This is a genomic window from Alistipes sp. i18-0019-D1 (genome assembly GCF_042852885.1).
In the GTDB taxonomy this organism is placed as follows: domain Bacteria; phylum Bacteroidota; class Bacteroidia; order Bacteroidales; family Rikenellaceae; genus Alistipes.
Map to the genome: position 1 here is coordinate 3408023 of NZ_AP031424.1, position 13372 is coordinate 3421394.

The following is a 13372-nucleotide window of genomic DNA, read 5'->3' on the forward strand; positions in this document are numbered from 1 at the left end:
AATATATGGTAAACGTATTAAATTACCGCTTAAAACCTTATTTGCCGGCCTGATGTACCGTAAACTGCGGATACGGGAACTCAATGCCCTCGCGGTTGAAGGCGGCGTAGACGGTCATAAAAGCACACCAATATTTTCGGATTGCACAATATTTTCACCTTATTGCCGGTAATAAGACAAGAACCGATCCTATCGCTCCAATGGCAGGACGCCCGACGTCCGCGCTACCCAGCGGATAAAGCTATGGGGAATCAGCCGGACGATCGGCAGTGTGATCCGGTTCAGCATGCCGGGAATCACCACTGCTTTCCTTCGGAACATGGCGTCGACAGCCTTGCGGACGAGCTTTTCAGGCGGCAGCATGACGCCCAGACGCACGAGACAGCGGCGCAGCTTCCGGTTCAAATTATAGAGGTCGGTATCCACCGCCCCCGGGCAGACTGCCGTCACGCCTACACCGTAGTCGTAAAGCTCCGTATGCAGGCCGCGCGAGAACTGTTTGAGGTAGCGTTTGGTCGCGCCGTACACGTTGATCCCCGGATAAGCGAGCCATGCCGTTATGGAGGACATGTTCAGGATGTAGCCGTGTTGCCGGAGTTTCATCTCCTGCCCAAAAAGCAGGCAAAGGCGTGTCGGGGTGAATACATGCAGATAAAGCATCTTTTCGGTGAACCCCTTGTCGATACCGAGCGTTTCGCCGAAACGGTAGATACCGGCGTTATTTACCAGCACGCTGATTTTCAACTCCTCGTGCCGACATGCGGCAAAGAGTGCGTCGGCGGCATCCGCTGCGGCCAGATCCATATAGAGGGGGCGTACCTCCACACCGTAACCGTTTGCCACCCGCGCGGCAGCGTCGCGCAAGGCGGCATTTTCATTGCTGACGATAACCAGATCGTAACCGCGCGAAGCCAACTCTTCGGCATACCGGTATCCGATGCCGGAACTGGCTCCTGTAATCAGTGCCCAAGGACGTTTCATATCAGGATATATTTAAGTAACATCGGCATTTTACCTTTTCACTTTCACCTCGTACAGGTCGCCCCGGCGGCCCTTTGCAGGTTGCGGATCTCGACCTTATTTATCTCCAACTGTTCCATAAACTTATGTGTTGAAAAAACGCACAAAGATAGTGAAAGCCGAGAGGAAAGCCAAACTTGTTTGGGCTTGTCCGAGGCATATCCTATCTAAAACCATGTCAAAGATAGTGATTTTAGAAACAAGCTGCTTTATTCAAGCGCTTTATGTTTTGTCCTTTGTGCGTCCGGACTTTGCAAAACCACGGCTGATCCACCCGATAGAAGCAGCAATGTTTTCCGGCGTTTCTATTGTCATTAGGTTTTAACGTGGCACCATTCCCTTTTAGGCGCATTGTCAATAACCTCTAACCATTGATATACAGAACCTATAATTGAGTATGTTCGGTAGTTAATACCTCTTTTGTATCTTGTTCGAACGGGAGTTTCCGACGCTGTTTGAACTCTTTTTTCAGTATGGCTTTACGGTAGTTTGCCGTGAAGTCGAAATAACGCTTCAGGGGTGATTTCCGGAACTGCCCGTTCAGAATCCGGTAGGCCTGGAAATGCCAGGTGTCCGCAGTAGGAATTGATCACGGCCGGCATTTCCGCGAGTCGTTCGGGCTGCGGCTCTTCCCTTTGGCATTCCCGTTCTAGTTTGCGGATCGCCGCATGGAACATGTTGACGGTTCGTGTGGCCGGATAGTATCGGTGCGGCCTGATGCAGGCCCTTAAGAACAAGACGCCCTTCGAGTAGTGTTGCAGTACGATTTTGTCGGGGTGGAGCGTCAGCTTCAGTTCCGGGAACAAGAAGTCGTTCAGACGCGGGATCAGCCCTCGCAGGTGGTTCCGGAATGCCGAGGCGAAGATCTCACCTTTGCCCGGATACTCCGTAATGAAGCACATGCAGGGCCGGAGGCGGTATGTCCGCTCTCGGATCTGTTCGTGTAACGCGACGAGGTTATGTTCCGGATCCATTTCAAAGGAGAGTTGGCTTTTCGTGTTCTTTTTATGTTTTCTCGCATCGAAATAGGCTTGGAAAATATCGGTTAGCAATTCTTCGGATCCGATATCCATACAGGCAAGAGTGGTTTGAGCCGTGTAAATTCTTGGACGGGGCACACGGGGAAGCCGTCGGAGCGGTTGTTGTTCAACGGGTTGACGCTACCCGAGTTGAAGTTCAGTTTGCGCCCGTTCGTCGTCTAGTTCGGCACTGCCGTCCACGAATAGCCGTTGCCCGTAACGTTGTTCAACGCGCCGGACGTGTTGTTGCGGTAGCCCGAAACCGGGATACAGTAACCGCTTGCTAAATGCAGAGGGGTATCCAACAAGAGTGGGACTATAGGAATGCAACGGCTTGATTTATTGAGTCGCTACATGTTTGTAAATAGAATAGGTAACGAGAAGGTAACGGTTTATTTTCAGTTAATTGCATGAAAATGCCGCATTTCAAATAGCCTCTTGTAAGATAGGGAAAATCTTCGGGATCGCAAATTCTATTCGATCGAAGAAAAAATGGCTGAATCAACAAGCTATTGCAATAGTAACTTAAAAATTGAAGGATTTATTTTTTAGATAAGAGCTTTCCAAGCTTTTGCATCTAAAATATAATTAAACATAAATATCTGATAAGCAATACTCTGGAAAATTTTAGGTGACAATTTGTCAACTCTGAAGGCCATTTTCCTTATATTCCATTTCAAATTGTCAAAGTTCCCGTTACAAAGACCCGAAAGCTACATAATGTAGATAAATATTCGATGGAACAAATATAGCGTAATTTATGGATTCCTGCCGCCGTGCCAAGAAAACCCGCCCGAATATCGGGCGGGTTCGTTTTCGGTCGCAGGGGGACTATTTTTTTGCTTTCTCCGCGGTCAGTTCCTTGATTCGGATGTTGCGGAACTTGATGCCTGCTCCGTGTCCGAGCAGTCCGATGTGTCCCGAGGGGTTGAAGAGTCCGGGGTGGTTCTTGTGGTCCACGGTGTATGGGTTGTTTTTGCCGCCGTCGGGGGCCACGTTGTGTCCCTGGCAGGCCTGGCGGATGTCTCCGTCGAGAATCACTTCACCGTTCACCGTGACGGTGATGCGGTCTCCCACGGCGCGGATCTCCTCGACGTTCCATGTTCCCAGGGGCGGGAATTTCACGCGTTTGGCCGGGATGATTCCGTAGACGGATCCGTGCTGCTGGTAGACGCGCAGGTTCTTGTAGATCGGGGCGTCGTGGTCGAGCACCTGGATCTCCATGCCGTGGTAGGCTGCGTCGACGCCCATCGGCGTTCGGATGCCGATTCCGTTGTTGACGCCCTCGCGGTCGAACGCGAATTCGAATCGCAGGACGAAATCTCCGTACTCCTTCTTGGTGTAGAGGTTGCCCGAGCCGCCGTACTGCGCCGTGACGTAGATCGTGCCGTCCACGGGGACGTAGTTGGTGGTGTTTCCGGTCCACTTGTGCATCGACATGCCGTCGAACAGCACCTCGAAGCCTTCGTGTGCCTCCTCCTCCGAGAGTTCGAAGCGCGGCGTGGCGGGCAGTTCGCGGACATACATTTCGCGGACGCTTACGGGCGCCTTGCCTGCGATGAGCAGGAGCTGTCCCTGGGCGTAGGCCGGGATCTCCCTGTTGCAGGCGTTTTCGAGGATGACGTTTTCCGCGGTCGTGACGCCGTTGAGGAGGACCGTCACACGGTCGCTGACGACCTTCACCTGCATCGTATTCCACTCCCGGGGGCTGTTCGCGGCTGCTTTGGGCGAGGTGTTGTCGTGGAGCCTGTTGCCCGTCAGGGCTCCGGAGTTCTTGCCGCCGAGGGCGATCTGCGGAATCGAGCGGACGCCCAGCCCGGCCTCTGCTTCGGTCTTCCATTCGAGGATCAGTTCGAAATTTTCGTAATTCTTCGCCGAGCCTATCACGCCGGCGTCAGCCGCTCCGGTCAGGACGCCGCCGGTGGCGGTCCAGTTCTTCGCCATGGCCGCGTCGGCCTCCTGCTGCGCTTTCGCCAGCGCCTTGGCCTTCATCTCCTTGCGGGTCTCGGGATCGCCGACCACGGCCTTCCAGCCGTCCGGTTCGAGCGATACCGGGGCATATCCCCCGGCGGGGAGTTTGGCCATCAGGCCCTTGATCTCGTCGACGGCGTAACCGGCGTCGGCGTCGGATTTGGCCAGCCCGGCATATACCTGCAGGGCCTTTTTCAGTGCTGCGGCAACCGTCTCGCCGCCCAGCGCGGGGTTCTTCGCGGCGACGGTCTTCACGACCAGCGCCGCCGTTTCGGCCGTCGCGGGGGTATCCATGTAGTTCACGGCGAACGTCAGGGCGGGGAATACCGGGGTTTTGGAGAGGGCTTTGAGCAGTTTGTTCTGCACCTTGGCCGCGGGTGCGGCCTCCAGGCCCCGGCGGTAGAGCTGGTATTTGCGCATCGGCGTATTGCGCGACTTGGTGACGAAATCCGCGTAGCGCGATATTGCGGCGTCGGTCCATGCGGGGTTCTCCCCGGCGAGCTGGTAGAGCACTTCGATCATCGAGGGGTTCTCCACCGTGAGCAGGGCTGCGAATGCGGCCTTCCGGTCGTCGGCTTTCAGCAGCGCCTGGATGGCGTCGTCGGTCGCCGCCTGCGCCAGCAGGGGGTAATACCGGGCTTTTTGGGGCGCTGCGGCCATCTGCCCTGCCACCATCTTGTACTGCATGTCGGGAGCCTCCTTGGCCAGGGCGTTTTTCAATCCGGCCTGCAGGGCCTTCACGTCATTCTCCTGCGCCTTGTTCAGCAGGCCGCACAGACGGTTGAAGTCTGCGGGGGTCGTGACGCCGGCCAGCGCGTCGTAGGCTGCCGTGCGCACCTCCCTGTCAGGGGAGTTCAGCAGGGCGAACACCTTGCCGGCGGCGGAGGTGATGCGCCGTTTGGCGACGAGCTTCAGGGCGTTGGCCTGCGTGGCGGGATCTCCGTCGAGTGCCGCTACGAACGCGGCGTTGGGCTTTCCGTTGAATGCCGCGAGGGCCGCCGCCGCCTCTTTGGCGTGTGCGCCTGCCAGCTGTGCGACGAGCGCGTTCAGTGCCTCCTGCCCGCCGATCTTTCCGGCGGCGCGGATGGCTGCCAGAGCCAGTTCTTCGTCGGGCGAGGAGATGGCTGCAATCACGGCGTTGGCCTGCGATGCGGCATGACGTGCGCCCAGCCAGCTCACGACGTCGGTTTTCGCAGCGTCGGAGAGCGACGGCATCTTCTTCACGATGGCGGCGTAAAGGGCGTCGTCGGCGAAATCGCCGGCGAAGTCGAGCGCAGCGCAGCGGTATTCGCGGTCGGCGTCTTTCAGCGCTGCGAGTACCTCCGAGGTCTGTTTTCTGACATCCGAACGCAGTACGATCCCCAGCCCTGCGGCCCGGACGTTCTGCGGCATTGAGGTTTTCTGCAACGCCTTGGCTGCTGCGAGGGCCTTGCTGTTGCCCGCGGCGGCGAGGCGTGCGATCAGGGCGATGTAGGCGCCCGTGGCGTCCGTCTTCGTGAAGGCGTAGCCGTCGGCCTTGGCGGCTGCGGCGAGCGGCGCGATCGAGGCGGCTGTGCCGCACTTGGCCAGTGCGTTATAAACGGCCTCTTTGGCCGGCGTGCCGGCCGCGGGGTCGGCGGCCCACTTCAGCAGCGCGGGTTCGGCTGCCGCGAGGCCCTTTTCCGCTGCGGCATAGGCCAGCAGGGCGTTCGGGGCCGGGCTTGCGTCGATCAGCGCGAGGATCGCTTCGTCGGTTCCGGGCGTGGAGATCAGTCCGCGCACGGCGTAGTCGGCGAGGTACTTGTCCCCTGCGTATTTCACGAATACGGGTGCTTCCTGCGCCGTTGCGCACAGCTGGAGCAGCGAGAGCAGGAAGGCCTGGTTGGGTTTGTCCGTGCAGGCGGCGACGGCGTCCGTCAGTCCGGCGCGCACCTCCCGGGCAAGCTCCCCGCGGCCTTGGGCCGAGACGTAGCTCACCACGCCGTTCAGGGCGTATTCCACGGGAGCGTTCTTGCCTTCGGCGGCAGGCACGAGCATGCCGGCCATCATCCGGATTCCGTCGGCTCCGGTCGCCGCGAGTTCCTGCATCAGGCTGTCGAACGCCTTGGGCGTCCGGGCCGGGAGGTTGGGCCAGGGCGTCCGCCACGATCGTCTCGGCGGTGCGCTGGCGCGCGTCCTGCGCCCCTGCTGCGAAGGGCATCAGGGCGGCGAGGAGTATGGTGATAAAGATCTTCTTCATGTTTTTTTCAGGTTTTGGACGTTATCAGATTTTCCACGGCGTGCGCATCGGCTGGTCGATGAGGCGGTTGGCGGCCTCGTCGCCGACGAAAAGCTGCTTGTCGGGATCGAACTTCAGCGTGCGGTTCAGGCGCAGGGCGCAGGTGCCGAGGTTTACGAGCGTGGAGCTGCGGTGGCCCTTCATCTCGTCGAGGGCGAAAGGTTCGCGGTTGCGCACGCATGCCAGGAAATCGGTGTTCTGCGGTTCGGGGTCGGGCATTTCGGCGATCTTCTCCATGACGTCGGGAATCGTGCACTCGAAGCCCTGGTAGACCTTGCCCAGCGGTCCTTCGATGTAGGGAACCTTGCCCTTGCTCTCGTAACCCTCGCCTTCGAGCACGATCTGGCAGCCGTCGTCGTAGGTGTAGACGATCTTGCGCCAGATGCCCACGGCGTCGGGATGCTGCTGCGGAGCGTCGACCTCGATCTTCACCGGCGACGTGCCGTCCTTGCCCAGCAGGTACTGCACGGGGTCCATGTAATGCTGGCCCATGTCCGTGAGGCCGCCGCCGTCGTAGTCCCAGTACCCGCGGAAAGTGGCATGCACGCGGTGTTTGTTGTAGGGTTTGTAGGGTGCCGGTCCGAGCCACATGTCGTAGTCCAGCTCTTCCGGAACGGATTGCGGACGGAGGTTCTCCTGCCCCACCCAGAAGAATTTCCAGGTGAATCCCGTGGCTCCGGAGATGGTCACCTTGAGGGGCCATCCCAAGAGGCCGCTGTCGACGAGTTTCTTGAGCGGTTCTACCGTCGTACCCAGTCCGTAGAAGGTGTCCTTGAATCGGAACCAGGTGTTCAGGCGGAAGATGCGCCCGTTCTGCCTGACGGCCTCCACCACGCGCTTGCCCTCGCCGATGGTGCGCGTCATCGGCTTCTCGCACCAGATGTCCTTGCCGGCCTTGGCCGCCTCGACAGCCATGATACCGTGCCAGTGGGGCGGGGTGGCGATGTGTACGATGTCGACGTTGGGGTCGGTGATCAGATCCCGGTAGTCGTGATAGCTTTCGAGAGTCTTGTCGAACTTCTTGCGGCCCAGCGCGACGGCGCTTTCGAGGTGCTTGCGGTCGACGTCGCACACCGCCACCAGGCGGCACGCATCGTTGGAGGTGAAGTGGTAGCTGCTCTTGCCGATGCCGCCCACGCCGATGATGCCCTTGGTGAGCTGGTCGCTCGGGGCGACGAATTTGGGGCCTCCGAGCACGCTGCGCGGCACGAGGGTCAGCAGCGCCAGTCCGCCTGCCTTTTTCAGAAAATCTCTGCGGTTACTCATAGTATTTCAGGTTGTGTTTTTGAATGCTGTCGATAAATGTGGAATGGAAAAAGCGGTTCCGTCCGGAAGGGGGAACCGCCGTTTGTTTACAGGGTCGTCAGCCGGAGGTTGCGCCAGAGCACCTTGATGCCGCCGCCGTCGTGAATCTGCAGGGCGATGCGTCCCTGCGCCGCTCCGATTTTGGCGTCGGTGAGGTCCACCATCTCTTCGCCGTTGAGCCACGTCTGCACGCGGTCGCCCTGGACCTTGAGCCGCAACGTGTTCCACTGGCCCTCCTTGAGGATCGACTCCTTCTCGTCGGGAATCTTCGCCAGCCAGCCGCGGCCGTAGGACTCGTAGATGCCCGCCGTGTCGTGGTTCTTCGGAGCCACTTCGCACTGCCAGCCGTGGACCTTCACGGGCGGCTCGACGAACGAGCGGAAGAAGACGCCCGAGTTGCCGTTGGCCAGCTGTTTGAACTCCACCGTCAGGTCGAAATCATCGTAGTATTCGCGCGTGGCGAGGTAGCCGTATTTCTTGTCGGGACCGCTCTCGCAGACCAGCAGGCCGTCCTTGTCGACATACCATTTCTCGGTTCCGTAGGCTTCCCATCCCGAGAGGTCGCGGCCGTTGAAGAGTTCGGCCTCGCGGCCGGCCTTGCGGGGCAGTTCCTTGATTTTCAGGTTGCGGAACGAAGCGGGGTAGCCGTGGTCCTGGAGGCACAGCACGCCGCGGTGCGCCAGTCCGTATTCGGGAGCCGTCTCCCACTTGCCGCTGTTCTTGCGGGCGAACCAGTCGTCGGTCCAGGCTTCGAATTCGAGGATCTTGCGGCCGTTGAGCCAATGCTCCACGTGGCCGTTGTCGCACACGATGCGCGACGAGTTCCACTCCCCCTGCGGATTCACGAACAGCGAATCAGCATTCGGCAGGTGCATGGCGTAGTCTACGCCCAGCTTCTGCCACTCTTCGAGCCGGGTCGGGGCGTTGGTCGCCTCCCAGCCTTCGTTGTCGATCAGCTGGTACTCCGGCCCGGTGACGTAGGGAACCTTGAAATAGGGATTCTCGACCACGTGGTAGAGCATGCCGCTGTTGCCGCCGTAGGAGAGCTTCCAGTCCCAGTCGAGGATGAAGTTCTCATACTGCTTTTTGGTGACGATGTATCCCGACAGGTCGCTCCCGTCGCCTTTGGCCTGGATGCAGCCGTCCACGACGTGCCAGGGCATCGTCAGCGAGTCTCCGTTGAAGTCTTTCCATTGGTCGAGGCTTTTGCCGTCGAAGAGCAGCTGCCAGCCGTCGGCGATTTCGGCCTGGGTGAGGGTGTTGTGCTTGGGGCAGCAGGAGCAGAGGCTGGCTGCGAGGAGTCCCGCCCCGAACAGGGTGCGGAACAGGTTACGGCTTAATTGGGATTTCATTAAGGTAGAAATTTAAGTAGTAATTCTTTATCTCGTTTCGTGAAGTAAAAATAGATGAAAAGTTTTCCGCAGTACGATAAAATAGTACATATCGAGGCCAATAATCTGAATGGAAAGGGAAAATCTAACTGTCGCGGCACGAAACATTGTCTCGTAACACCGAGATGTACGAAATTGGCCTTTTTCTGTATCATATTATCTTTGTAGAAAGTCCGGCATTTATTACATTTGTTAATAATCCAAATTTCTATGAAGCAAACTTTCCACAGCATTGCTGCATTTTTGTTTCTGCTCTGTATCTTGTTTTTGTTCTTGCCGGGGCGTGCCGAATCGGCGAATGCTTCCGTTTACCATAATCTGCGTAACTATACCGTGGACGACGGTCTGTCATCCAATCACGTCTATGGCATCGTTCAGGACTCGGTGGGATTCATCTGGTTCGGAACCGACAACGGATTGTGCCGTTTCGACGGCTGTGAGTTCCGCTGTTACACCCATACCGATGGCGACCGGTCGAGCATTTCGAGCAACAACATCCGCCGGCTGATGCTCGACAGCCGCGGGCAGATCTGGCTTGCACTTGATAACGGCGTGGACATCTACACACCCGCGACCGACCGTTTCCGACATTTCGATGCCAGAACTTCCGACGGAGCATGCGTTACGGGACAGACGACCGAAGTCATTGAGGACAGGGAAGGTGAAATTTGGATTGCGACTGTCAATTCGGGGCTTTTTCGCTGGAATCCTGTAACGGAATGCCTTACGGTTTACCGCCATGTTCCCGGTGATGACACTTCCATCGCGCAGGACTATATCTCGACCATTTACGAAAGCAAGGATGGAACCATATGGATTGGAACTTACAGCGAAGGGTTGTGCGCTTTTTCCAAGCAGACAGGATGCTTCACTCATTACCGGAACGAAACAGACGGACGGAATTGCATTTCGGATAATTCGATCGATGCCATCACGGAAGATTCATACGGCACGTTGTGGCTCGGGACGGTAAGTTCCGGTCTTGATCGCTTCGACCGGAGCACAGGCCGTTTCACCAATTATGACGATCGGAGCGGGGAGGGCCGGTTGCAACGTATCCACTGCCTGGCAGAGCGGGCGCCGGGCGAATTGCTTGTCTGTGCGAACAGTGGTGCGACACTCTACCGTATTTCTGAATCGGAACTTCGGCCCATAGAGGACACTGAAGTTCCTTTCATACGTACCAAGTATTGCAACATCTTCTCTTTTCTATACGACCGCGAAGGAAATTTTTGGTTTGGATCTTGTTATGAGGGTGTAGAATTTCACCCGGCCCGTAACAGCTTCACTTGCTATGCCACACGAAAGAACGATAGTTCCGACCGGGGTAAGGTCGTCAGCGCGGTCTGTGAACTGAAAGACGGACAGTATCTGTTGGGAAACGAAAATGACGGCATTCTGCTCTTCGACAGACATACCAGCACGGTCGTTCCGTACCGCACGGCTCAAAACGTTGGGACAGCCATTTACAACGTCTTTTCAATGCTTGTCGATGAACAAACGCTCTGGATCGCTGCTTTCCAACGGGGTATCGAAGCCGTGGACCTGAAAAGCCGAACCGTGAAATCCTATCTTGCAGACCCGTCGGATCCCAGTTCTCGTGTCTTCGTCCTATTCCGGAGCAGCAGCGGCCGCATTTGGGCCGGGACTTCCGTGGGGCTTTTTTATTATGACCGATTTGAAGATCGTTTTGTGGCATGCGACCCCAAGGTGCGTATTTCGGACATTACGGAGGATCATGCTGGCTGTCTTTGGATCGCAACGAACGAAGACGGCCTCTACTCCTACGATGCCCGTACCGACCTCCTGCAACACTACCGGTACGATCCCGACAACTCTGCGACGATCAGCCGCAATGCGGTCAACACGCTTGCCGTCGACCGCACGAACCGGTTGTGGATCGGAACCAACGGTTACGGACTTTGCAGTTATGACGAAAAGGGCGGTTTCGTTCGCCATGGAACCTTGCCTCTGCCCAGTAAGATCATTCAGCGGATCATCCCTGAAAACGACAGACTTTGGATCACCACGGACAGGGGGCTGATCGTCTTTTATCCCGCATCTGGACAATTGAAACGTTATTCACGCGCCGACGGGCTTCACACCGAACAGTTTATGTCCAATTCGGGTATCCTCACTTCCGACGGGCGCATCGTGCTGGGTACGACCGATGGTATATGTACGTTCACCCCCCCCCATGACATCATGGGCAACTGGAACCTCTATCCGGTCATAATCACCCGGTTTTCGCTTAACGGACTGCCTGTATCCCATGCGGAAGACGGAAGTTCGCCGCTTTCGGTTCCTGTCGAATACACCCGGAAGATCACGCTGTCGCACCGCCAGACGTCGGTGGGATTTCGTTTCGTTTCGCCAACCTACCTCTTCCCGGGAGATTGCCGTTACCGTTACCGGCTCGACGGCCTCGACGATCATTGGTCCATGACCGACAGCCGGAACGCTTCGGTCAACTACAATAACCTGCGTCCCGGAGAATATTGTTTTCGGGTGCAGGTTGGCAACGGCGACATGCAATGGAATCCCGATGAAACGAGACTCTGGATTCGTATCCGGCCGTCATTTTTCCAGTCGAAAGGCGCTTTGGCAGGTTACGCGGTGCTGACGCTTATCGTAATCGTTGTCGGTCTGCATTACTGGGTGCGGCGTACCGGGCGGCAGCAGCAAGAGAAGATCGAACAGGTCAAACGTGAGAACGAACGGAATCTCTACGAGCAGCGCATCAGTTTCTTCACCAATATCACTCATGAGATCCGAACTCCTTTGAGCCTGATTATTGGGCCGCTGGAGCAAGTGATGAAATCGCATCGGATTTCCGAGGAGGACGGAGAGTATCTGGCCGTTATCAAGCAAAATTACCACCGGCTTCATTCGCTGGTCAACCAACTGCTCGATTTCCGGAAGATCGATTCGAACAAATACAAACTCCGCTACGATATCTGCGATGTCGGCCAGCTCGTCCGGGAACAATTGGCTATGTTTGGTCCCACGGCACAACAGCGGCGCATCCGTTTGATCGAAGAGATCCCTGATCACTTGATGCAAATCACCGACCGGGAGGCGCTGACCAAAATCATAAGCAACCTGTTGTCCAACGCTCTGCGTTTCGCCGCAGAAGAAATCCACATTCGCATCGATCGCAGAGACGACGGTCTTGTGATGGAAGTGTGGGACGACGGTCCCGGCATCCCGGCTGAAGAGCGGGAAAAGGTTTTCGAAGCTTTTTACCAAACCCGGAACAACGGATTCGCGTCCGGCGTCGGAATCGGCTTGCACCTGTGCCGAATCTTCATCCGCCTGATGGGCGGAACAATTACAGCGACAGAACGTCCGGACGGCAAATCCGGAGCGCTGCTGACGGCATTCATCCCTGAACCTGCGAGCGAAAAGATGGATATTCGCGAGGAAACACATCTCAATACGGAGCCTGTCGGGCAATCGCAGCCACAGAAAGAACCCGGGACGAACCTGGCGATACAACGGCCCTCCGCGATGACGGTTCGCCATACGGTCATGATCGTAGATGATGACAGCAATATTCTCGATTTTTTGGTCAAAGTGCTCGGAAACGATTATTTTGTTATCTCAACGGATAGCGGGAGCCAGGCGCTCAACCTGCTTCGAAACAACGATCCCGATTTGGTCGTAAGCGACATCATGATGGCCGACATCGACGGAATAGAGCTCTGTCGGCGTATCAAAAACGACATTTCCACAAGCCATATCCCTGTGATCTTACTCACGGCTCGGACTGGCGTAAGCTCTAAAATCGAGGGTCTCGAATGCGGCGCTGACGCCTATATCGAGAAACCTTTCTCGCCTGACCAGCTCAAAGCGCAGATTTCCAGTCTGCTTCGTACGCGTGACGAGATCCGGCGCCTCTATGCAGGCAAATTCATGACCGAATTCGATACGGTTTCTCAACAAAACCGGTTGGATGAAGAGTTCATCCTTAAATGCCGCGACGTGATCATCGCCCATATGCGGAATCCGGACTTGTCCGTGGGACTTCTTGCCCGCGAGTTGGCGATGGGCCGTACGCTGATTTTCCGAAAACTGAAAGCCGTTACGGGCTTGACGCCAAACGATTTCATGAAACTCATTCGTTTGAACGAGGCGAAACGAATGATCATCGAAGGCCGATACCGCATTACCGAAATCGGATTTCTTACCGGTTTCAGTTCGTCGTCCTATTTCGCCAAATGCTTCGCCAAGCAGTTCGGGGTCCTTCCGACGGAATTCCTCGAAAAACAGGAACCCGGAACACAGTAGTCAGGGGCGGCCATTTCTCAACTTCCGGTGTCTCGGGGCCGATTTTATCGTAAAAGTGAACGATATTTTCCAACGCGGAATCTCGGATTCAGTAATTTTACATCGGATTCGGCTGTTCG

General features: G+C 56.7%; 7 protein-coding genes and 1 pseudogene. 2 read left to right on the forward strand and 6 right to left on the reverse strand.

What is annotated here, in order from left to right; translation table 11 throughout:
* Positions 1-37: 37 nt before the first annotated feature.
* Positions 38-133: pseudogene (locus ACGHP5_RS14220) on the reverse strand (mechanosensitive ion channel family protein); the annotation flags it as partial.
* 56 nt (positions 134-189) lie between these two features.
* Positions 190-981, reverse strand: a complete 792-nt coding sequence (locus tag ACGHP5_RS14225) for an SDR family NAD(P)-dependent oxidoreductase (RefSeq protein ID WP_337756113.1) — start codon at positions 979-981, stop codon at positions 190-192.
* A gap of 214 nt (positions 982-1195) precedes the next feature.
* On the opposite strand from ACGHP5_RS14225, the gene ACGHP5_RS14230 reads away from it, so the two are divergent.
* Positions 1196-1345 carry a hypothetical protein gene (locus ACGHP5_RS14230; RefSeq protein WP_337756112.1) on the forward strand — a complete coding sequence of 50 codons (150 nt, stop codon included), beginning with the start codon at positions 1196-1198 and terminating at the stop codon, positions 1343-1345.
* Between the two features lie 154 nt (positions 1346-1499).
* On the opposite strand, the gene ACGHP5_RS14235 is transcribed toward ACGHP5_RS14230, so the two are convergent.
* The 4 genes from ACGHP5_RS14235 to ACGHP5_RS14250 form a co-directional block, all read right to left on the reverse strand.
* Positions 1500-2093, reverse strand: coding sequence for a hypothetical protein (locus ACGHP5_RS14235; protein WP_390567339.1), 594 nt, complete (start codon positions 2091-2093; stop codon positions 1500-1502).
* A gap of 777 nt (positions 2094-2870) precedes the next feature.
* On the reverse strand, positions 2871-6077 hold the full coding sequence (locus ACGHP5_RS14240; RefSeq protein ID WP_390567341.1) for a family 16 glycoside hydrolase: 3207 nt from the start codon (positions 6075-6077) through the stop codon (positions 2871-2873).
* 175 nt (positions 6078-6252) lie between these two features.
* Positions 6253-7533 (reverse strand): Gfo/Idh/MocA family oxidoreductase, encoded by a 1281-nt coding sequence (locus ACGHP5_RS14245; protein WP_290533233.1) that lies wholly within the window; start codon positions 7531-7533, stop codon positions 6253-6255.
* 86 nt (positions 7534-7619) lie between these two features.
* A complete protein-coding gene (locus tag ACGHP5_RS14250; RefSeq protein ID WP_390567343.1) occupies positions 7620-8924 on the reverse strand; it encodes a DUF1080 domain-containing protein in 1305 nt (434 codons plus the stop codon).
* A gap of 249 nt (positions 8925-9173) precedes the next feature.
* Between ACGHP5_RS14250 and ACGHP5_RS14255 the strand changes: the two genes are divergently transcribed.
* Complete coding sequence (locus ACGHP5_RS14255; RefSeq protein ID WP_390567345.1) at positions 9174-13253, forward strand: two-component regulator propeller domain-containing protein; 4080 nt, start codon at positions 9174-9176, stop codon at positions 13251-13253.
* The last annotated feature ends 119 nt before the right edge of the window (positions 13254-13372 follow it).